Here is a 21321-nt window from a genome sequence, read left to right as displayed (position 1 = left end):
ATCGATTTGAAAGTCGCTAGAAAACCTATGTGGTCAGATGAAAACAAGACGGGGAACGAAGATGGGCAACCGTTGCCGCGCCCGCATGGACCGTCGCCGTCTCGCTTCAGGATTCACCTTCCGCTCCGACCAGGCTGAGAATTCGTTCGAGGTCTTCGTCCGAGAAGTAGTCGATCTCGATTTTCCCCCGCTTCTTGCCCGGCCGTATGCGCACAGAGGTACCCAGCCGAACGCGGAACTGTTCTTCGTACCGCTTATAATGGCTTGGCAGCGGCTTTTTATTTCTTGTTTCACGTGAAACAGTGGGACGGTACACGAGCGTTTCCAAAGTCCGCACGCTCAGATCCTCCGCGGCCACCCGGCGAGCCAGTTCCACCTGCCGATTCGAATCGGGTACAGCCAACAGCGCCCGGGCGTGTCCCATGGACAATGTTCCACGTGAAACCAACTCTCGCACCTCCTCGGGAAGCTGCAACAGGCGCAGCATGTTGGCGACGTGGGAACGGCTCTGACCGACCCGTTTGGCCAACTGTTCCTGCGTCAGATGACACTTCTCAATCAGGTTGGCGTACGCCTCCGAGATCTCAATCGCGTTCAGATCCTCCCGCTGCAGGTTCTCAATGACCGCTATCTCCATCAGCTGCACATCGGTAAACTCACGCACCACCGCCGGCACGTCCGTCAGCCCGGCCATCTGGGCGGCCCGGAACCGCCGCTCCCCAGCCACAATATCGTAGCCGCGGATGCGGCTGCGGCGGACAATCAACGGCTGAATGATCCCGTGCTCGCGAATGGACTGGGCCAACTCACCCAGTTTATCCTCGTCGAACACCCTGCGCGGCTGGTATGGGTTTGGCCTCAGGTCTCGAATCGCGACCGTTGACACCTGGTCCTGCTCCGAGATGTTCAGCTCCGGGAGCAGCGCCCCCAATCCCTTCCCCAAACCCTTCTGCTGCTTAGTCAAGGCCAATCACTTCCCTGGCCAGGTCCATGTACGTCTCCGCCCCACGGGACTTGGCGTCGTAGTGAATGATGGGACGGCCGTGGCTCGGAGCTTCGCTCAAACGGACGTTGCGCGGGATGACCGTATGATAAACCTTGTCGCGAAAGTACTTTTTGACGTCCTCAATCACCTGGATCCCCAGATTGGTGCGTGCATCAAGCATGGTGAGCAACACCCCTTCCACTTCCAGTGACGTGTTCAGGTGTTTCTGCACGAGCCGAATGGTGTTCAACAGCTGACTCAGTCCCTCCAGCGCGTAATACTCGCACTGGATGGGGATGAGCACCGAGTCCGCCGCCGTCAGCGCATTGACGGTCAACAGCCCCAGCGACGGCGGACAATCAATGATGATGTAGTCGTACTCTTTACGCAACGGCTGCACTGCCCGCCGCAGCCGCACCTCCCGGGATATGGTGGGCACCAATTCGATTTCGGCGCCCGCCAACTGAATGGTGGCCGGCAGCACAGACAGATTCGGCACGTCGCTGCGCAAGATGGCCCGCTCCACGGGCACATCGTTGATGATGACATCATACACACAATAATGAACGTCCGCTTTATTCACACCGATGCCGGAGGTCGAATTGCCCTGTGGATCAATGTCGACCAACAACACCCGCTTCCCCAAATCAGCCATGCAAGCCGTTAGATTCACCGCGGTCGTCGTTTTGCCGACCCCGCCTTTTTGATTCGCAACTGCAATGATCCGCCCGCTGGCCACAAAGCGCCCTCCTCATTCGCGATTCCCGACGACATCGCTGCTACCATTCATTCTACTTCAAATCCTACCTGCTTGATCGCCGAATCTAGCAATCTCTCGTTGCACCTATCTTTCTAGGTGCAGCTCCCACAGAAAAATGGGGGACGTAAACCTGCCCGCCACAGCTCCGGAAGAAACAAAAAAAAAGCAGGCTGGTCACCCTTGCCCGCACGTATCCTGGAATCCCCGTGCATCCATCCAGCCACGGTAAACCTATTCGTCGGACGAGGACGGCTTGTTTGCCGATGTTCCCTTCGGCACCTTGATGATGAACTGATAGAAGTCCGTGTCGTCCTGCTCCTCGCATACCACCGACAGCCCCGACTTCTCGATCATGCTCAGGGACTGGCGAATGGTGTTGACCGCCAACCGCACATCCTTCGACAGACCGCGCCGCCGCGGGCGCCGCACCGGAGTGTGCTCAAGACGGGCCAGCGTCTGCCGCACCCGCTCCTCCATCTGTTTGACGTTCCAACCCCGTTCCACGCACTCCTCAAACAGCTTGACCTGCCACTCCTCCGAAGGCAGGGCCAGCAACGCCCGCGCGTGCCGCTCGGTGATCTGGCGCCGCCGCAGCGCCTCCTGCACCACCTCCGGCAGGTGAAGCAGGCGCAGCTTGTTGGCGATGGTGGACTGGCCCTTGCCCAGCCGTTGCGCCAAACTCTCCTGCGTCAATCCATGCAGCTCAAGCAGCTGTTGGTAGGCGACGGCCTCCTCAATCGGAGTCAACCCTTCCCGCTGCAGGTTCTCAATCAACGCCGCCGACGCGGTCTGGGCGTCGTTCATCTCTTTGACGATGGCCGGGACAGTCGTCCAACCCAACATCCGCGCGGCCCGCAACCGCCGTTCGCCGGCGATCAACTCGTAGCGGCCGTTGTGCCGCCGCACCACCAGCGGCTGAATCAACCCGTGGGTTTGGATGGTGCGGGCCAGCTCGGAGATGCTCTCCTCATCAAACATAGTGCGCGGCTGGAACGGATTGGAGACAATCTCATCGACACCTATCTGCACCACCGCAGTGTTGGTTGATTCATCCTTTGTGCCTAACCATCTTCCCCATGTTTCCCTCATGCGCAACCCCTCTATCCGTCACGGCGGTTCCCCGCCGCAGCTGCAGAGTCGCCCCACACCACTGTCTTTACCACCATTTCCACGGCCGCAGCCAAATTCCTGCCCCTCGACAAAGGTTGCCGCCAGGCGCCAGCATCCGACAGCTAATTCGCGACCCTGCAGTGAGATGCCTTACAGCGGCCTGCGTTGAGGCGTGCCCGCCTTGCGCGGATAGGAGGACGCCACCTGGCCCAACACGCGCACCAGCACCAGCGCCCGTTCCCCTGCTCCTTCCGGCAGCTCGGCGCGTACCACACGCTCCACCTTCGCCGCTAGTTTTCCTGCCGCTCGCCGCCCATCGGCCAGCTCCTCGTCCACCTGCGGCCCTTTGTACGCCACCACCAGGCCACCCGGGCGGGCCAGGGGCGCCGTCAGTTCCAATAGCACGTTCAACCGAGCCACCGCACGCGACACCACCACGTCAAAGCGCTGACGCCACGCACGCGCACGCGCCAAGTCCTCAGCCCGCCCGTGCACCACCTCGACATTGGACAACCCCAGCTCGTTCACCACCGCCTGCAAGAATTTCGTCCGCTTCTGCAGCGCGTCCATCAAAACCACCCGCGCCTCTGGCCGGCAAATCGCCAGCGGCAGCCCCGGGAAACCCGCTCCGGTACCCACGTCGGCGATGTTCCCCGCGCCCGTGAGCGCCTCCGAAAATTCCGGCACGTCCAACACGACAAGGCTGTCCCAGAAGTGTTTGACGTACACCTCCGACTCTTCCGTCACCGCCGTCAGGTTCATCCTTTGGTTCCACTCCGCCAGCAGCTCAAAATAGCGGGCAAACGCCGCCCGCTGCGCCTGTGACCACTGCGCCTCCAAGCGCATCCGCGCGTCAGCCATTGACAGCCTTGCCCCGCGCCTGCTGCAGATGCACCAGCAGGATAGAAATGTCGGCCGGCGTCACACCGGGAATCCGCGCCGCCTGCCCGACCGTCATTGGCCGTACCTTCGTCAACTTCTCCCGGCCCTCTGACGACAACCCGCGCACTGCCTCGTAATCCAGTGAGGACGGAATCTCCTTTTCTTCCAGCCGCTTCTGACGCTCAATGTCCTGCAGTTGCTTTTGAATGTACCCGCTGTATTTGACCTGGATTTCGACCTGTTCCCGCACCTCTTGCGACAGCCGCTGCGCCTGCGCCTCACCCTCCATCTGCTCAATGTGGGCATATTCCACCTCCGGACGGCGCAGCAACTGCTCCAGGCTCACCGCTTCCGCAATCGGTCGCGATCCGGCCGCGGCCAGAACGGGGTTGGCCACCTCCGGCCGCACCCGCGTGTTCGCCAAACGCTCCAACTCCGCCGCCACCGCCTGCTTCTTCTCCATCATTCGCTCATACTTCTCCGGCGCCAAGAGCCCAGCCCGCCGCCCAATTTCCATCAGGCGCAGGTCGGCATTGTCGTGGCGCAGCAGCAGCCGGTATTCGGCGCGCGAGGTGAGCAGCCGATACGGTTCCTTGGTACCCTTGGTCACCAGGTCGTCAATCATCACGCCGATGTACGCGTCGGATCTCGCCAGCACAATCGGCGCCTCGCCCTGCGCTTTGCGGGCCGCGTTGATGCCCGCCACAATTCCCTGTCCGGCTGCCTCCTCGTAGCCCGACGTGCCGTTCAGTTGGCCGGCGGTGAACAATCCCTCCACCAACTTGGATTCCAGGGTCGGCCACAGTTGGGTCGGGACGATGACATCGTATTCAATCGCGTAGCCGGGCCGCAGCATCTCCACCTGCTCCAGGCCCGGAATCGTGCGCAGCACCTGCAGCTGCACATCCTCCGGCAGACTGGTGGACAGGCCCTGTACATACCACTCCGCAGTCTCCGGCCCCTCCGGCTCGAGGAATATCTGGTGGCTCGGACGGTCGCGAAAACGCACCACCTTGTCCTCAATCGACGGGCAGTAGCGCGGGCCTGTGCCTTTGATTTCCCCAGAATACATCGGCGCCCGGTCCAGATTCTCAAGGATGATGGAATGGGAGTTCTCGTTGGTGTACGTCAACCAACACGACACTTGGGGTCGCTCCGGGACATCCACGTCGAAGGAGAAGTGACCCGGATGTTCGTCCCCAGGCTGCTCCTCCAAGGCGTCGAAACGGATGGAATTGCGATTGATGCGCGGCGGCGTGCCGGTCTTGAAACGGACCAGCTCAAATCCAATGTCCAGCAGGCTGTCGGTGAGCTTGACCGCCGGCATCTGCCCATACGGGCCGCTGTCATACGAGACCTCGCCGATGAACACCCGTCCCCGCAGGTAAGTGCCGGTGGTCAGCACCACCGCCTTGGCGCGGTACTCGGCGCCGGTTTTGGTCACCACCGCATACACCCGGTCCCCTTTGGTCAGCAGTTCTTCGACCATTCCCTGCTTCATGTCAAGGTTCGCTTGATTCTCCAGCTTTTGTTTCATCAACGCTCCATACAGGCGCTTGTCCGCTTGCGCCCGCAGCGCCTGCACCGCCGGCCCTTTGCCGGTGTTGAGCATCCGCATCTGGATGTAAGTGTGGTCGATGTTGCGCGCCATCTCCCCGCCCAAGGCGTCGATTTCGCGCACCACGATGCCCTTAGCCGGGCCGCCGATGGACGGATTGCACGGCATGTACGCAATCGTGTCCAGGTTGATGGTCAACAGCAGCGTCCGGCACCCCATCCGCGCCGCCGCCAACGCCGCCTCGCACCCGGCATGCCCGGCGCCGACAACAATCACCTCGTATTCACCCGCGAAATAGCGCATTCAATCACCCCTTCCACTGGGCCTCACTTGCCGAGGCAAAACTGGGAGAAGATTTCGTCCAGCAGTTCCTCGCCGACCTCTTCGCCAATCACCAACCCGAGCTGTGCGTAGGCCGCCTGCAGCTGCACCGCCACAATATCCAGCGTCGCCCCCATGCGTGCCGCGTCCACCGCCGCCTGCAGCTCCTCCCGGGCAGATTGCAAAAGCCGCGACTGGCGTTCGTTGGTCATGTAGGTCAAGTCCTCGGCGCTGCCCCAACCGGCCGCTTCCGCCATCGCGTCCGCCAGCTCCGCCATCCCCTGCAACTCACGCGCCGACACCTTGACCATACGGTCGCCGGCCACCGCCTGAGCCACCTCTTCAGGCTGCACGCGCAGTGGCAGGTCGGCCTTGTTCAAGACCACGATGCGGCGCAGTCCGTCCGTCTCCGCCAGCAGCTGCCTGTCCGCCTCCGTCAACGGCTCCGAGGCGTCCAGCACCAACAGCACCAACTCGGCTTCCTTAAGGCTTTGCCGCGACCTTTCCACGCCGATGCGCTCCACCACGTCCCCGGTTTCGCGGATGCCGGCCGTATCCAGGAGGCGAAACGGGATCCCGCGCACGTTCACGTAGTCCTCCAACACGTCCCGCGTGGTGCCCGGAATGTCCGTGACGATGGCTCTTTCCCGTTGCAGGAGCGCGTTCATCAACGACGATTTGCCGACGTTTGGCCGGCCCACAATCGCAGTCGACAGCCCGTCGCGCAGCACCCGGCCCAAGCGGGATGCGGCCAACAGCTCGTCCAGCTCGGCCAGAACCTGCTGCCCGGTCTCCCACACCTGTTGGGCCGCCACATCCTCCACGTCGTGCTCCGGGTAATCAATCGTCACTTCCACCTGCGCCTGCAGCCGCAGCAGCCGCTGCCGCAGGTCGCGCACTTTGTCGCCCAACCGGCCGCGCACCTGCTGCAAAGCGGATCTGGAGGCGCGCTCCGTCTTCGATCGGATGAGATCCATGACTGCCTCCGCCTGCGACAGGTCAATCCGCCCGTTCACGAACGCGCGGCGCGTAAACTCGCCAGGCTCGGCCAGGCGCGCTCCGGCGTCGAGGACGCACCCCAGCACACTCTGCACCAGGCGCATCCCACCATGCACCTGAAGTTCCAACACGTCTTCCGCCGTGTAACTCTTCGGTCCCGGCATCCACAAGATGATGGCCTCGTCCACCGTCTCCCCCGATTTCGGGTGCACCACCCGCCCGTAGATCAGGGCCTTCTCCCGCCACAAAACCTTGCGCCCACTGGGCGTCCGCACCACACCATCGGCAATGCTCCGCGTATCCGGCCCGCTCACGCGCACGATGCCAACCGCCGCCTCGCCGGGAGCGGTGGCAATTGCGGCAATCGTGTCCGTCTCCACAACCACGCCCCCCTTCGTCACCCATCTACGAACAAAACCCTTCTCCCAGCACGAGAAGGGCCGCCTTTCCATTTATCCACACGCCGGCCGCTCATCCCCTGCGGCCGCGTCACTCTCGCATCACTCTTTGGTCGCCGATGTCGAATCCGCTGCCGGCCACACTCGCGTCGGCGGTTTGAGCGGAATGACCACCACTTTCCGGTGCGGATCCTCCCCTTCACTGACCGTGCGTACGTCGCCCCGCCGCTGCAGACGCGTGTGCACCAGCTTTCGCTCGGGCGCCGGCATCGGCCACAAAGACACCGGCTGGCGTGTCCGCAGCGCCTTGGCCGCGGCCCTGTCCGCCGCCTGCAAGAGCTGTTCCTGACGCCGACGCCGGTAGCCGCCCGCATCTAGGACAAACCTCACCCGCCGTTCGCTGCGCTGGTTCACAACCGCGTCGACCAGGGCCTGCAGCGCGTCCAACGTGCTGCCGTGGCGTCCAATCACCACGGGCAGGTCCCTCTCTGCGCAGACCAGCTCCAACTCGATGACCTCGTCCCGCCCCGGCCGATCACGCCAATCCCCATGGCCTCCGGGCTTCCGGTCCCAGCCGCGCTGCACGCGCGCGCTGCCCGATACGCCCATCTTCTCCAGAACTTCGGAGAGAAACTCCACCGCCTCTTCTTCCGGCGGCGAGGCCACCGTCACCTCCACTTCGGCATCGCGGGCGCCAAACCAACCAAACAAACCCCTTACCGGCTCTGCGAGAACCTTCACCCGCGCCTGTTCACGGGTGGCGCCCAACCGCACCAACGCGGAGGCAATGGCGTCCTCCACCGTCCGCCCCGTCGCAATAACCCGCTTCATCGTCTGGAAATCCCCTCACAAAAATATATCCATCCTATCTCCGGTTTTTGCCGGTCTTCCCCGACTTTGCGGACTTCTTCTGCGTCTGCGGTTTCTTCTCGGTTGTCAATCCGCTTGGATTCGGCGCCTCCGCATCCCCGGCCTTCTTTTTCGCCTGCTTGGCCTTGGGCTGCTTCGTCTCTGTCGCCAACGCTCCCGAGCCGCCGGCCGTCGCCGCCGCGGGCTGGGACTTTGCCTGCGGCCTCACCCGCACAAAATACGCCTGCGCCGCCGTAAACAGGTTCGTGTACACCCAGTATAGCGCCAGACCGGAAGCAAAACGAGTGGCCATCAGGAAGATGAACACCGGCATCACAAACAGCATCCACTTCTGCTGCGTGTCCTGCCCAATCATCATCACCCGCGACGACAAAAACGTCGTGACCGCCGCGACAAATGGCAGAATAAAGTAGTGGTCCGGCTGCCCCAGTTGAAAAATACCGAGGAACGTGCTGTGGCTCATGTTCACATTGCCTTCAATCGCCCCAAACAGTGCGTAGAGCACGGGCAGTTGCAGGACCATCGGCAAACACCCGGCCATCGGATTGACCCCCGCCTGCTGCCACAGCTTTTGCATCTCCTGCTGCATTTTCTGCGGGTCATTCCGATACTTGTCCCGAATCTTTGCCATTTCCGGCTGCATCTGCTGCATCGCCTTGGAATAACGAAGCTGCTTGAGGAAAAACGGCATAATCAAGAGCCGCACCAATACCGTGAGAACCAGCAGCGCCAGACCGTAGTCGCCGCCAAAAAACTGGGCAAAGACATCCAGAAGGTGGGAGACGAATTGCAGGATGTCCCCCCACGCCCCCTGCGGCCACTTGCCCGGAGCGCTCGGGTACATGCCGCAGCCAGAGACCAGCAGCACGAGCAATCCGCTTGTCAACCACAGCCATTTACGATGCGAATGCGACGTTTGAGCCAACCACACGTCCTCCTATTTCCGTGTCGGAACTGGATCTATCCCGCCAGGATGCCACGGTCCACACTTGGCCAGGCGAATGGCACACAACCAGCCACCTCGGACCACTCCAAATCGGGCTATTGATTCTGCGCAGTACTCGGAACACGTTGGATAAAAACGGCAGCGCGCCGGCAACAACGGGGAAATCACGGCTTGGTAACCTCGAATCAGCGCAACCAACAACGTTTTCACAGGTTGGCAACCCCCAGCCTACTCAGCCTCATCATACCATGAACTTGCCCTTGCGGAGCAACTTCGTCAACTCTTCGTCCAGCTCTTGGAACTTGGCGCCAGCAGCCGCAGGACGGCACACCACCACAAAGTCCACGCCGCGCCCCGCCAACTCCTCTTGACGGCGCTGAAAACACTCGCGCAAGAGGCGCTTGAGCCGGTTGCGCTCAACCGCCTTGCCGACCTTCTTGCTCACCGAAAAACCCACCCGGAACGTGCCCAGCCGGTTTGGACACCAGTATACCACCAGGCGGCGCGCCGCGGCAGAACGACCACGGTTGAACACACGGCGAAAGTCGCGATTTTGTTTTAACCGATGCACCGCATCCACGCCACATCCGCCTCGCTTGGGCCGCCGGCGCTCCTTTCTGCCGCACCATCCGCCCGAAATTCATCTCGTCAACAAAAAAGGCCACCGAGGTGGCCTCATGCGGACAAAACCTTTCTTCCCTTGCGACGCCGAGCCGCCAGCACCTTGCGGCCGTTTTTTGTGCTCATCCGCTTGCGGAACCCGTGCACCTTTTTGCGCTTGCGCACATTGGGATTGTAGGTCGGCTTCACCCAAGCCACCCCCTTTGGCAAAGACACACTGCGCAAAATTATACCGATTTGCTTTTCCTTTTGTCAACCAAAGGCATCCGTCCGTCCCACCGCCCGCGCCACCTCGATAAACGCGCGCACACTCGGCGACTCGTCTCCCTGCCGCCACGCCAGCCCCATCGCCGCTCTCGGCGCGGGCCCGGACAATTCCCGATAAATTACCTCGCGCGCGTGCAGGTTGTGGGCGGATCGGGGCACAAAAGCCACACCGAGACCCCCGGCCACCAGACCAATCACCGTCTGAAACTCCTTGGCCTCCTGCCGGATGACCGGGCTGAAGCCGGCGTCGCGGCACAGCCCAATCACGGCGTCGTACAACCCTTCCCAGGTGCTGCGGGCCAAGGCCACCAAAGCGACGTCTTTTAGGTCAGACAGCCGGATGAGCGGTGCCTGGGCCAAGGCATGCTGGCGGGGCACCGCCAGCACGCAATCGGACTCCTGCACTATCTCCACCGCCAGCCCTCGGGAGCCAAGCGGCGGCCGCACCAACCCCACGTCAATCCCCCCGCGTGTTAGAGCCTGTTCCTGGTCGGGGGTGGACAACTCGAATAGGGATACCGCCACACCCGGGTGCCGCGCGCTGTATTCACGCAGGACCGCCGGCAGGATGTCGTACGTCGCCGAACCGACGAATCCCACCGACAACCGGCCAATCTCGCCGCGTCCGGCCCGCCGCGCCGACTCCAAGGCATGCCGGGCCGCAGCAATCACCTTGCGCGCCTCCTCCAACATCACCTGGCCCGCGGCCGGATAGGTTTGCAGGTGGCCGCACTGTGGGCCATCGACGGAGTCTCCAACCTGCTTGTCGCGTCTGTGCATATTCCTCTGCCCGGCAGCATGGTCGGCTGCCTGCTGTTGTTTCTGTTGCTGTCGCTACACGTGGTCCGCCTGGCCTGGTTCGAGCAGGGGGCCAATTGGCTGCTCGCCCAGCTCTTGTTGTTCTTCGTTCCATCGGCTGTCGGCGTCATTCAGTACCGGCACTTGGTCTGGGTGGATGGCTGGCGCTTGTTGGCGGTCATGGCCGTCGGCACGCTATTCGTGATGGGCCTCTCCGGCCTCATCGCCGAGCACATCCCCCACCCGGCCGGATGGCCCGCTGCCGCGTCTACCACCGGATCGACCCTGGATGCGGCGCGCTCCGTGGTACCGCAACGGTCCACCCCGCCCACGCGGACCGCGTCGCAGACTCCGCGCGAAAAGGAAGGAAGGCAGCCATGACCGCCATCCTTTATCTCACACTGACCGTTACCCTGTATTTCCTATGCCGACGGCTCTATATGCGCTGGCCGCTGACCGTGCTGTCGCCGATGTTGACCTGCCCAGCCGCACTCATCCTCATCCTGGTGACGACGGGGGTGCCCTATACCCGTTACATCGCGGGCGCCCACTGGTTGACCGCCTTTCTTCAGCCCGCGACCGTCGCTTTCGCGATCCCGCTGTATCGCCACCGACGGATGCTCCTGCGCTGCGCTGCACCCATCGCGTGCGCGCTCGCCGTCGGCAGCGTAAGTGCAATCTGCTCCTCTTTTGGACTCGCCCAAGCGGTCCACCTCGGGCGCACGGTGGCCCTCAGTCTGACGCCCAGATCTGTCACGACTCCGATTGCCATGCAGATATCCAACGCCATCGGCGGCAATCCGGTTCTGACCGCCGTGTTCGTCCTCTGGACCGGCATCCTCGGGGCCACCGTCGGCCCGTGGCTGATTCGCCTCCTGCGCATTCGCTCCCCCATCGGCCAGGGTATCCTGATGGGGATGGGCGCACACGGCATTGGCACCAACCGGGCGTTCGCTTACGGGCTGGAAGCGGGCACCGCCTCCACCCTCGCCATGATCCTCGCGGCTCTCCTTGGCGCTCTCCTCACCCCTCTCCTTCTGCGCCTGTGGTCCTAATCCGAGGTCTAGGTCCGCCCCGCCCGGCGGGCTCGCAATCCCCCCTGTCGCAGGCCTCCCGTTTTATCCACCTTATCCACAGAATTGTCCACATCTCCCTCCTCTGCCTTTCGCCTTTTCTCTCTCCTCCACAACCTGTCCACACCTTATCCACATGCCCACACCCTGTGCAGAGGACTCCTTGCACACTGTGTACCTTATGGATAAGTTCTCGACAACGATTGCCTTTTCTCGACAGGCTCTGTTATAATCTGCGGTGCCACACGTAGCGGACTTGTGCATAACTGAACTTTATCCACAAACTTATTCACACCCTGTGGATAAGTTTGTTCACACTATCCAACCTGTTGACAAGTGGTCACCGAAATCCACAACCGCATGCTTCACCTTTTCTCTTTCCCACCGGCATACTTATTTGGTGAATCCGCAAGGGGAGGTTTCTCGCGTCGATGAGTTCCGAGTACGATGCCCACTTTTTCAATCGCGCCTGGGAGCACGTTCTGGAGCACATGCAGTCCACCATGAGCGGCCCCAGCTATGACACGTGGTTCGGCGAGACGCAGATCATCGATTACAACGAGGAAAAGAACCTTATCACTGTGCTCTGCCCAACCGAAATTTCCCGCAGCTGGCTGGAGCAACGTTACACCACTCAGATTCACGACCTGCTGCTGGCCGCCACCGGCCAGGACTTCATGTTGCGCTTCACCACCAATCCGGACCTGCCAACCATGGAAGCTCGCCAGAGACAAACCATCCCACCTGCAGAGGAAGAAGAAGCCACGTTTTCCAACTCCGAGCCCACTCGTCTCAATCCCCGCTACACCTTTGAGACGTTTGTCATCGGAGCCAGCAACCGGTTTGCACACGCCGCCTGCCTGGCCGTCGCTGAAGCGCCCGCAAACGCTTACAATCCGCTCTTCATCTACGGCGGCGTAGGTCTCGGAAAGACCCACCTGATGCACGCCATTGGCCATTTCGTGCAGCAGAACCACCCGCAGGCCAAGGTGCTGTACATCACCTCAGAGCGGTTCACCAACGACTTCATCCACGCCATTCGCGACAACACAACCCGGGACTTTCGCAACCATTATCGCTCCATCGACGTCCTGTTGATTGACGATATTCAATTCCTCGCAAAAAAAGAAGGAATACAAGAAGAATTTTTCCACACGTTCAACACCCTGCACGAAAACGGCAAACAGATTGTCATCTCCAGCGACCGGCCGCCTAAGGAGATTCAGACCCTGGAAGACCGGTTGCGCTCGCGTTTTGAGTGGGGCCTGTTGACCGACATCCAGACACCTGACCTGGAGACCCGCGTCGCCATCCTGCAGCGCAAAGCGAAAGCCGACGGCCTGCATATCTCGAGCGACGTGTACTACTACATCGCCACCCAGTTCGACTCCAACATCCGCGAGCTGGAAGGCGCGCTGATTCGAGTCATCGCGTACTCGTCGCTGGTCAATCAGGACATCACCGTCGAATTGGCAGAACAAGCACTCAAGGATATGATACGTCCGGACAAGCAGCGCACCATCACTGTCGCGCAGATCCAAAAGGTGGTTGGTGATCACTTTGGCCTCAAGGTCGATGAGCTGAAGGCCAAGCGGCGCACCAAGAATGTTGTGCTGCCGCGCCAGCTGGCCATGTATTTGGCGCGCGAGCTGACGGAACTGTCGCTACCGCGCATCGGCGAGGAGTTCGGCGGCCGCGACCACACCACGGTACTGCACGCCTGCGACCGGATCAGCCAAAGTCTTCAGCATGATCCCAGTCTCCAGACCACCGTCAATCGGTTGGCGGAGGCCATTCGCACCCTGTGCTGACGCTCGCCAGCGAATCCGGCGAATCCGTCGATGGTCTCTGCACGGGCGGCTTTCCACATGTGGACAAAACCTCCCTTTTCGCAGTCATTTGTCCACATGTTATACACAGGCATTTTTCTTGCCAGAAGAAGCATGATACGCACTTATCCACATATTCACCGGGTCTACTACGAGTACTACTAGTTACTTGATCCACTCTACATCATCTACTGTAGCGTCACGCCGCGTCAGGAAACGCGAGGAACAGGACAGAGAAGGAGTTGGGGCACCGGATGAAACTCACCATTTCGCAGCAGGACCTTCTGCGCATGCTCAGCACGGTATCCAAGGCGGTCGCGGTCCGCTCCCCGCGGCAAGTCTTGACCGGGATTCTCTTGGAAGCTTCCGCCGAACGACTCACCGCTACAGCTTATGATCTGGAACTGGGGATTCAGAACTGGACCAACGAAGAGACAGAAATTCACATCGACGAGCCAGGCGCCATTGTGCTGCCGGCCCGCTACTTTCTCGATGCGGTTCGCAAATTACCGGCACGTCCGGTGACCATCGAGACCACTCACAACTATTTGACAGCCATTCGCTCGGATCAGGTCGAGTTTCACCTGCATGGCATTGACGCGGCCGAATTTCCTCGCCTGCCGGCCTTCCTGGGGGCTGCCTCTTTGACGGTTGCAAGCGATCTGTTGGCCACTCTCATCAAATCCACCGTCTTTGCCACGGCCAACACGGAGGTAAGGCCGACGCTGACGGGCATCCACGTCCAGTCTGTTGCCGACACCCTCACCTTCACCGCCACCGACGGCTTGCGCCTGGCCACGCGCAGCGTGAAGCACGCGACAGCCCAGGCGACGGAATGGGATGCCGTCCTTCCGGGCAAGTCCTTGCTTGAGTTGCTGAAAATCTTGCCCGACGAGCAACTGCCCGTCACCATCCAGTTCACGAGTAGCCATTGCCTGTTCGCGCAGGCCACCACTCTGTTTTACACACGGCTTATCGATGGTGCGTATCCTGACACCAGCCGCATTATTCCCAGCGATCACCGCACGCAGGTGGTCGTCGATGCGGAGCTCTTGATGAACGCGGTGGATCGTGCCGCCCTGATTGCGCCGGTTCGCGAAAACCACATGGTGCGCCTCAGCGTCAGCGACGACGCCTTGACCATCGCATCCAGTTCGCCCGAGGTCGGCAACGTCTCAGAGAGCCTCCCGATTGTGGCCAAACAGGGGGAGGACCTCACCATCGCTTTCAACGCCCGCTATGTCCTTGACGCCCTCCGGGTCTGCGAGACCCCGGAGGTACAGGTGCAGTTCAACGGTGCCCAACAGCCGTTTGTGATTCGCAGGCAGGGGCAGAATGATGGTCTGCAGCTGATTTCGCCCATGCTGACGAGGTGAGAGAAATGTCCCGCGTCCGCCTCGAAACGGACTACATCACCCTGAGCCAACTGCTCAAGCGCGTCCAGGCCATCGCCACCGGCGGCCAGGCGAAGGTTTTCCTGCAGGAAGTCCCGGTGCTCGTCAACGGGGAGCGCGAGCAGCGGCGGGGCCGCAAACTGCGTCCCGGCGACCGGGTGCAGGTGGCCGGCCAGGTGTACGTGATTGAGGAATCGGCACATCATGGTGATTGAGCAACTGACTCTCTCCGACTTTCGCAACTACACCCAGCAGCAACTGGAGTTTGCTGCGGGCATCAATGTGCTGGTGGGCGAAAACGGGCAGGGCAAGACCAACGTTCTCGAGGCCATCTACCTTCTCGCCGTCGGTAAATCGCACCGTACCAGCCGCGACGCGGACCTCATCCGCCACGGCGCGGAGCGCACCGAATTGGCCGCCGTCATTGCCCACCAGCAGAGGCCCTTGAAGCTGCGTCTGGAGTTTGGCCGCTACGGCAAGAAGGCGCAGGTCAACGGCGTGTTGCAATCGCGAATGAGCGATTTTGTCGGGCGCTTCCAGGTCGTCCTGTTTGCACCGGAAGACCTGCAGCTGGTCAAGGGTGGTCCGGCCGTTCGCCGCCGCTTCATCGACATGGAGCTGGGGCAGACTCACGCCCGTTACCTGCATCACCTCAGCCTGTACCACCGTACCCTGCAGCAGCGGAATCACCTGCTCAAGCGGTCGGATTTGGATATCGATTCCATCCTTGCTTTCGACGATCCGCTCGTCGAGCACGGCACGGAAGTGGTGCTCCGCCGCCACCGCTTCGTCAGCCTCCTGCGCGACATTGCGCGGGAAATTTACGCCAGCATCTCCGCCGGCCGAGAGCAGTTGGAGATTCGCTATCAGCCGGCGCTGCAGGGACATGTGCACCCCGGCGGCGAACATGCAGAGTCACTGGATGCTGGCGCTATCGCCAGCGCCTTTCACGAGCAGTTGGCAGCCCGGGTGCGCGGTGACGCCCAACTCGGTTACACGAGCGTCGGCCCGCATCGGGACGACTTGGTACTGCTGCTGGACGACCGCCCGGTGCAGGTCCACGCCAGCCAAGGCCAGCAGCGGACCATCGCCCTGTCGCTGCGTTTGGCCGAGATTGAGCTGATTCGGCGGGAAGTGGGTGAGTATCCGGTGTTGTTGCTTGATGACGTGCTCTCGGAGCTTGACGACAACCGGCAGCGGCATCTTCTGCTCTCCATGAGCGACAAGGTGCAAACCTTGGTCACGAGCACCGGTCTCTACCAACTGGCCAATAAACTCACCGGACGTTCGCGTTTGTTTCATGTTCGTTCTGGTATAATACAGATGGAGGGGTAGGTGCTTTTTTCATGTTCCTGCACATAGGGAGCGACACCATGGTGCGCCTGCGCGACGTGGTTGGCATCTTCAACGCACAGACCTCCAACCTCGTGGAGAGTCTGCCGGTCTCGCTCGCCGCGGCTGAGGATGAGGCGGTCGGCGAAGTGAAATCCTGCATCGTCACCGCAGATGCCGTGTATGTTTCACCGATATCCTCCTTGACCTTAAAAAAGCGGGCAGGACAGTTGGACGGAGGGGACTCGTTTGCCGGAACAGACGTATGACGAATCGCAAATTCAAGTCCTGGAAGGACTGGAGGCGGTCCGCAAACGTCCCGGAATGTATATCGGATCCACCAGTTCTCGGGGTTTACACCATTTGGTCTGGGAAATCGTAGATAATTCCGTGGACGAAGCGTTGGCGGGTCGGTGCACGCGTATCGTCGTGACGGTGCACGCCGATAATGGGATTACAGTCGAAGACAACGGTGCCGGGTTTCCTGTGGGTATCCACCCCCAAACTGGCCGCCCAGCGGTAGAGACGGCCCTGACCGTGCTGCACGCCGGCGGCAAGTTCGGCGGCGGCGGCTACAAAGTGAGCGGCGGTCTGCACGGCGTGGGCGCGTCGGTGGTCAACGCCCTGTCGGAGTGGCTGCGCGTCGAGGTGCACCGAGATGGCAAGGTTCACGTGCAGGAGTATGAACGAGGCGTGCCTTTGTACGATTTGAAGGTGGTTGGCACAACGGATCACACGGGGACGATTGTGTCTTTTCGGCCCGATCCGCAGATTTTCACGGAGACCACAGAGTTTCAGTCGGACATTCTCCAAGGGCGCTTGCGCGAGTTGGCGTTTCTCAACGCCGGCTTGGAGATTGTGTACAACGACGAGCGTGAAGGCAAGTCCCGTACATATTGCTACTCGGGCGGAGTCGCGGAGTTTGTCCGGTTTCTCAACAAGTCCAAGGACGTGCTGCACGACGACCCGGTGTTTGTCAAAGGGGTCCGCCAGGACGTGTCGGTGGAGATTGCGCTTCAGTACAACGACGGGTACGCGGCGGTCCTGTATTCGTTTGCCAACAACATTCACACGCACGAGGGCGGAAGCCACGAGGCGGGCTTCAAGGCGGCGCTCACCCGCGTGATCAACGACTACGCACGCAAGATGAATCTGCTGAAGAACAACGAGAGCAACCTGACCGGAGACGATGTCCGGGAAGGGCTGACGGCAATTGTCAGCGTCAAGGTTCCTGATCCCCAGTTCGAAGGTCAGACGAAGACCAAGCTGGGCAACAGCGAGGTGCGCGGCATTGTCGACGGCCTGTTCGCCGACAAGTTCTACGCGTTTTTGGAGCAAAACCCGTCGGTTGCGCGCAAGATCGTCGACAAGTCGATCACGGCCGCCAGAGCGCGCGAGGCGGCCCGCAAGGCGCGCGAGGTCACGCGGCGGAAAAGCGCCCTCGAGGTCAGCTCTTTGCCGGGCAAGTTGGCCGATTGCTCATCCAAGGACGCTTCCGTCTGCGAGCTGTACATCGTCGAGGGCGATTCAGCGGGCGGATCGGCGAAACAAGGGCGGGACCGAAACTTTCAGGCCATCCTGCCGCTGCGGGGGAAGATCATCAACGTGGAAAAGGCGCGGCTGGACAAAATCCTGTCCAACGCCGAAATTCGATCCATCATCACCGCGATTGGCACGGGCATCGGAGACGAGTTTGACATTGCCAAGGCGCGTTATCATAAAATTGTCATCATGACGGATGCGGATGTGGACGGCAGCCACATCCGGGTGCTGCTGCTGACCCTGTTTTACCGCTTTATGCGCGAATTGATAGACGCGGGGTATGTCTACATCGCCCAGCCGCCTCTGTACAAGATTCAAAAGGGCAAGACGATCCGCTACGCGTACACGGACAGGGAATTGGAGTCGACGCTGCAGGAGATCGGTCGTACCGGAATTGCTGTTCAGCGTTATAAAGGTCTCGGCGAGATGGACGCGGAACAGTTGTGGGAGACGACGATGGATCCTGGATTTCGCACGCTCCTCCAGGTGACGATGGAAGACGCCATGGAAGCCGATGTCCTTTTCAGCACCTTGATGGGCGACAAGGTGGAACCGCGGCGGGAGTTCATCGAGGAACACGCCAAGTACGTGCGTAACCTGGACATCTAAGGCAGGACAAGCGGCGAGGAGTGACACAGTTTGGCGGAGGAGTTTGCGAGCAAGGTCCTACCGGTTGACATCAGCCAGGAAATCCGCAGTTCGTACATCGATTATGCGATGAGCGTGATTGTCAGCCGGGCCATCCCGGATGTGCGCGACGGATTGAAGCCGGTTCACAGGCGCATCTTGTACGCGATGTACGAGGTGGGCATGACGCCGGACAAGCCGCACAAAAAGTCGGCGCGCGTGGTCGGCGATGTGCTGGCCAAGTACCATCCGCACGGCGATGTCGCCGTCTACGACGCGCTGGTGCGGCTGGCGCAGGATTTTTCGACCCGCTATCCGTTGGTCGATGGGCATGGCAATTTCGGATCGGTGGACGGCGATGCGGCGGCGGCGATGCGTTACACCGAAGCGCGCATGTCGCCTATCGCGATGGAGCTTTTGCGCGATATCAACAAGGAAACGGTCGACTTTGGACCAAACTACGACGAGAGTGACCAAGAACCGCTGGTCCTGCCATCTCGGTTTCCCAACCTGTTGGTGAACGGATCGTCCGGGATTGCCGTGGGCATGGCGACCAACATCCCGCCGCACAACCTGCGCGAAGTGATTGACGGCGTTGTGATGATGATTGACAAGCCGGATGTCACGCTGGAGGAATTGATGCGGGCTGTGAAGGGACCTGACTTTCCGACGGGAGGCATCATCCTCGGGCGGGACGGCATCCGCCAGGCGTACCTGACGGGCCGTGGATCCATCACGGTGCGCGCGTCGACGCAGTTTGAGGAGATGTCGGGCGGGAAAACCCGCATTGTGGTCAACGAGATCCCGTATCAGCAGAACAAGGCTCGGTTGATTGAAAAGATTGCGGAGCTGGCCAGGGATAAGAAGGTCGATGGCATCACCGATTTGCGTGACGAATCGGATCGAACCGGGATGCGCATTGTGATTGAGTTGCGCCGGGATGTGCGGCCGCAGGTGGTGCTCAACAACCTGTTCAAGCACACCGGTCTGCAGACCAACTTCGGCATCATCAATCTGGCGTTGGTGGACGGTCAGCCGAAGGTGCTCGGCTTGGCCGACATGATTCGCCTATACATTGATCACCAGCGCGACGTGGTCCGCCGGCGCATTGAGTTTGATCTGCACAAGGCCCAAGCGCGGGCGCACATCCTGGAAGGCCTGCGAGTGGCGCTCGATCACCTGGATGAGGTGATTGCTCTCATCCGCGGCTCCCGCACCACCGAAGAGGCGCGAGATGGCCTGATGAGTCGCTTTGGACTCAGCCAGGAGCAGGCGCAGGCCATCCTCGACATGCGGCTGCAGCGGCTGACCGGTTTGGAGCGGGAAAAGATTGAGAACGAGTATCAGGAGTTGCTGGCGTTGATCGAGGAACTACAGGGCATTCTTGCGGACGAGCAGAAGCTGCTGGGCGTCATCCGCCAGGAGCTGCTGGAAATCCGCGACAAGTACGGGGATGAGCGCAGGACCCGCATCGTGGCCGCCGAAGGGGAGATCAACGAAGAAGATTTGATTCCCGTTCAGGACGTGGCGGTGACGCTGACGCACGCGGGCTACGTGAAGCGCCTGCCGGTCGCCACCTATCACACGCAGCGCCGCGGCGGCCGAGGCATGACGATGATGGGGACGCGGGAAGAGGACTTTGTCGAACACATGTTCATTACCTCCTCCCACGATTCGCTGCTGTTTCTCACCGACAAGGGGCGGGTGTACAGTCTCAAGGCCTATGAGATTCCGGAGTTCAGCCGGCAGGCGAAAGGCATTCCCATCATCAACCTGCTGCAGCTGGAATCGGGGGAGCAGATTTCGACGGTCATTCCTATGCCCAGCCTCGACACGGAAGAGGCCGACGGCAAGTCCTTGTTTTTTGCCACCCAACAGGGCATCGTAAAGAAGACAAGCCTGAGAGAGTTCGAGAACATCCGCAAGTCCGGATTGATTGCCATTCACCTGCGCGACGACGACAAGGTGATTGGCGTTCGGTTGACAGACGGGCAGCGGGACATCATCCTGGCGACGCAAAAGGGTATGTCCATCCGCTTCACAGAGACGGACGTGCGTCCGATGGGACGCAGCGCCACAGGCGTGAAGGGCATCCAGCTGGCCGATGGCGACGAAGTGGTCGGCATGGATGTGGTGGACGAAAACGCGGATGTGTTGGTCGTGACCACGCGCGGCTACGGGAAGAAGACGCCCGTGTCCGACTATCGCGTGCAGACGCGCGGCGGCAAGGGCATACGCACCGTGAACTGCACCGAAAAGAATGGAGTGGTCATCGGTCTGAAGATGGTGCAGGATGAAGACGACCTGATGATCATCACCAACGCGGGGGTCACCATTCGCATCCATGTGGCGGACATCTCGACCCTGGGACGCCTCACCCAGGGTGTGAAACTCATCAATGTGCCCGAGGGTGAAGAGGTCGCCACGGTCGCACGAGTCGCCGCTGGTTCTGATGAGGATTAGGCCGCAGGAAAGGGGCGAAGCAAGCATGACGGGATGGGAACGCCTTGCCGTCGAGCAAGGAGCCATGTTCATCGGCTTTTTCGTGCTGGTCGGCCTCGCATTCTTGGTGTTCAACGCGGTGCTGCGGCGGGATTGATCCTGTGTGCTGGCTCGATTGCGCACAACCTGTCACGTCGGCGCGCGGGAGATATTCTCCTGCGCGTCGTTCTTGTAGTGAGCAAGCTGGGACCCCTATCGGCAATATTGCCGTTTGTCGGCGGGCTCTCTCCCGCAGTTGAGCTTCAATCGTGGGCGTCGATTAAAATGAAGAGGTTTCATTGGCGACCAACATGCACTTTACCCAGCAGACATATCCATGTCCACTTTTCCTGTCTTATGCACAGCGAACAAAGGGCTTTGTGCTTCGTCCAATGGGCTCAAGGAGACATATCCCCAATTCACGTTTCCACGTGCCCATTCGTATATTTTCCGAATTGAAAAATTCCGTGTGACTGCGCCCGATAGTGCAAATCAATATCGAGGTGACGCACATATGACGCACATATA

21 protein-coding genes are annotated in these 21321 nt (G+C 60.8%); 9 read left to right on the top strand and 12 right to left on the bottom strand.

Annotation, left to right across the window (positions count from 1 at the left end; all coding sequences use genetic code 11):
* Positions 1 to 106 precede the first annotated feature (106 nt).
* The 12 genes from ASH01S_RS07780 to ASH01S_RS07730 form a co-directional block, all read right to left on the bottom strand.
* Positions 107 to 964: a ParB/RepB/Spo0J family partition protein gene (locus ASH01S_RS07780; protein WP_067926123.1), complete on the bottom strand. Its 858-nt coding sequence runs from the start codon at positions 962 to 964 to the stop codon at positions 107 to 109.
* The gene (locus ASH01S_RS07775; protein ID WP_067926120.1) at positions 957 to 1724 is read right to left on the bottom strand and encodes a ParA family protein; all 768 of its coding nucleotides are present in this window, start codon (positions 1722 to 1724) and stop codon (positions 957 to 959) included. The genes ASH01S_RS07780 and ASH01S_RS07775 overlap by 8 nt, the downstream gene beginning before the upstream one ends.
* Positions 1725 to 1976: 252 nt before the next feature.
* Positions 1977 to 2834 carry a nucleoid occlusion protein gene (gene noc / locus ASH01S_RS07770; RefSeq protein ID WP_067926118.1) on the bottom strand — a complete coding sequence of 286 codons (858 nt, stop codon included), beginning with the start codon at positions 2832 to 2834 and terminating at the stop codon, positions 1977 to 1979.
* A 171-nt stretch (positions 2835 to 3005) separates the two neighbouring features.
* Positions 3006 to 3716, bottom strand: a complete 711-nt coding sequence (rsmG, locus tag ASH01S_RS07765; protein ID WP_067926115.1) for a 16S rRNA (guanine(527)-N(7))-methyltransferase RsmG — start codon at positions 3714 to 3716, stop codon at positions 3006 to 3008.
* Positions 3709 to 5598, bottom strand: a complete 1890-nt coding sequence (gene mnmG / locus ASH01S_RS07760) for a tRNA uridine-5-carboxymethylaminomethyl(34) synthesis enzyme MnmG (RefSeq protein WP_067926112.1) — start codon at positions 5596 to 5598, stop codon at positions 3709 to 3711. The genes rsmG and mnmG overlap by 8 nt, the downstream gene beginning before the upstream one ends.
* Positions 5599 to 5621: 23 nt before the next feature.
* Positions 5622 to 6995, bottom strand: coding sequence for a tRNA uridine-5-carboxymethylaminomethyl(34) synthesis GTPase MnmE (gene mnmE / locus ASH01S_RS07755; RefSeq protein ID WP_067926110.1), 1374 nt, complete (start codon positions 6993 to 6995; stop codon positions 5622 to 5624).
* Between the two features lie 120 nt (positions 6996 to 7115).
* Entirely contained in the window at positions 7116 to 7844 is a 729-nt protein-coding gene (locus tag ASH01S_RS07750; RefSeq protein ID WP_067926107.1) for a Jag family protein, read from the bottom strand.
* A 34-nt stretch (positions 7845 to 7878) separates the two neighbouring features.
* Complete coding sequence (locus ASH01S_RS07745; protein WP_067926104.1) at positions 7879 to 8808, bottom strand: YidC/Oxa1 family membrane protein insertase; 930 nt, start codon at positions 8806 to 8808, stop codon at positions 7879 to 7881.
* A gap of 12 nt (positions 8809 to 8820) precedes the next feature.
* Positions 8821 to 9039: a membrane protein insertion efficiency factor YidD gene (gene yidD / locus ASH01S_RS17890; RefSeq protein ID WP_083516927.1), complete on the bottom strand. Its 219-nt coding sequence runs from the start codon at positions 9037 to 9039 to the stop codon at positions 8821 to 8823.
* Between the two features lie 31 nt (positions 9040 to 9070).
* Positions 9071 to 9409, bottom strand: a complete 339-nt coding sequence (rnpA, locus tag ASH01S_RS07740; RefSeq protein WP_067926101.1) for a ribonuclease P protein component — start codon at positions 9407 to 9409, stop codon at positions 9071 to 9073.
* A 95-nt stretch (positions 9410 to 9504) separates the two neighbouring features.
* A complete protein-coding gene (rpmH, locus tag ASH01S_RS07735; RefSeq protein WP_026962695.1) occupies positions 9505 to 9639 on the bottom strand; it encodes a 50S ribosomal protein L34 in 135 nt (44 codons plus the stop codon).
* A gap of 63 nt (positions 9640 to 9702) precedes the next feature.
* Positions 9703 to 10389: a LysR substrate-binding domain-containing protein gene (locus ASH01S_RS07730; protein ID WP_169794203.1), complete on the bottom strand. Its 687-nt coding sequence runs from the start codon at positions 10387 to 10389 to the stop codon at positions 9703 to 9705.
* 51 nt (positions 10390 to 10440) lie between these two features.
* On the opposite strand from ASH01S_RS07730, the gene ASH01S_RS17885 reads away from it, so the two are divergent.
* The 9 genes from ASH01S_RS17885 to gyrA all read left to right on the top strand — a co-directional run bounded on the left by ASH01S_RS17885 (position 10441) and on the right by gyrA (position 20775).
* Positions 10441 to 10896: a CidA/LrgA family protein gene (locus tag ASH01S_RS17885; RefSeq protein WP_245628979.1), complete on the top strand. Its 456-nt coding sequence runs from the start codon at positions 10441 to 10443 to the stop codon at positions 10894 to 10896.
* Complete coding sequence (locus ASH01S_RS07720; protein ID WP_067926095.1) at positions 10893 to 11570, top strand: LrgB family protein; 678 nt, start codon at positions 10893 to 10895, stop codon at positions 11568 to 11570. Before ASH01S_RS17885 ends, ASH01S_RS07720 begins: the two co-directional genes overlap by 4 nt.
* Before the next feature lie 449 nt (positions 11571 to 12019).
* Complete coding sequence (gene dnaA, locus ASH01S_RS07715) at positions 12020 to 13399, top strand: chromosomal replication initiator protein DnaA (RefSeq protein WP_067926092.1); 1380 nt, start codon at positions 12020 to 12022, stop codon at positions 13397 to 13399.
* A gap of 272 nt (positions 13400 to 13671) precedes the next feature.
* Complete coding sequence (gene dnaN / locus ASH01S_RS07710; RefSeq protein ID WP_067926089.1) at positions 13672 to 14793, top strand: DNA polymerase III subunit beta; 1122 nt, start codon at positions 13672 to 13674, stop codon at positions 14791 to 14793.
* Between the two features lie 5 nt (positions 14794 to 14798).
* Complete coding sequence (gene yaaA, locus ASH01S_RS07705; protein ID WP_067926086.1) at positions 14799 to 15026, top strand: S4 domain-containing protein YaaA; 228 nt, start codon at positions 14799 to 14801, stop codon at positions 15024 to 15026.
* Positions 14998 to 16146, top strand: coding sequence for a DNA replication/repair protein RecF (gene recF, locus ASH01S_RS07700; protein ID WP_245628978.1), 1149 nt, complete (start codon positions 14998 to 15000; stop codon positions 16144 to 16146). Before yaaA ends, recF begins: the two co-directional genes overlap by 29 nt.
* An 11-nt stretch (positions 16147 to 16157) precedes the next feature.
* A complete protein-coding gene (gene remB / locus ASH01S_RS07695; protein WP_067926079.1) occupies positions 16158 to 16412 on the top strand; it encodes an extracellular matrix regulator RemB in 255 nt (84 codons plus the stop codon).
* Positions 16393 to 18294, top strand: a complete 1902-nt coding sequence (gene gyrB / locus ASH01S_RS07690; RefSeq protein WP_067926076.1) for a DNA topoisomerase (ATP-hydrolyzing) subunit B — start codon at positions 16393 to 16395, stop codon at positions 18292 to 18294. Before remB ends, gyrB begins: the two co-directional genes overlap by 20 nt.
* Before the next feature lie 30 nt (positions 18295 to 18324).
* Entirely contained in the window at positions 18325 to 20775 is a 2451-nt protein-coding gene (gene gyrA, locus ASH01S_RS07685) for a DNA gyrase subunit A (protein WP_067926073.1), read from the top strand.
* The last annotated feature ends 546 nt before the right edge of the window (positions 20776 to 21321 follow it).

The sequence above is a fragment of the Alicyclobacillus shizuokensis NBRC 103103 genome (assembly GCF_001552255.1).
GTDB lineage: Bacteria > Bacillota > Bacilli > Alicyclobacillales > Alicyclobacillaceae > Alicyclobacillus_G > Alicyclobacillus_G shizuokensis.
This window is presented reverse-complemented; position numbering and strand designations above follow the sequence as displayed.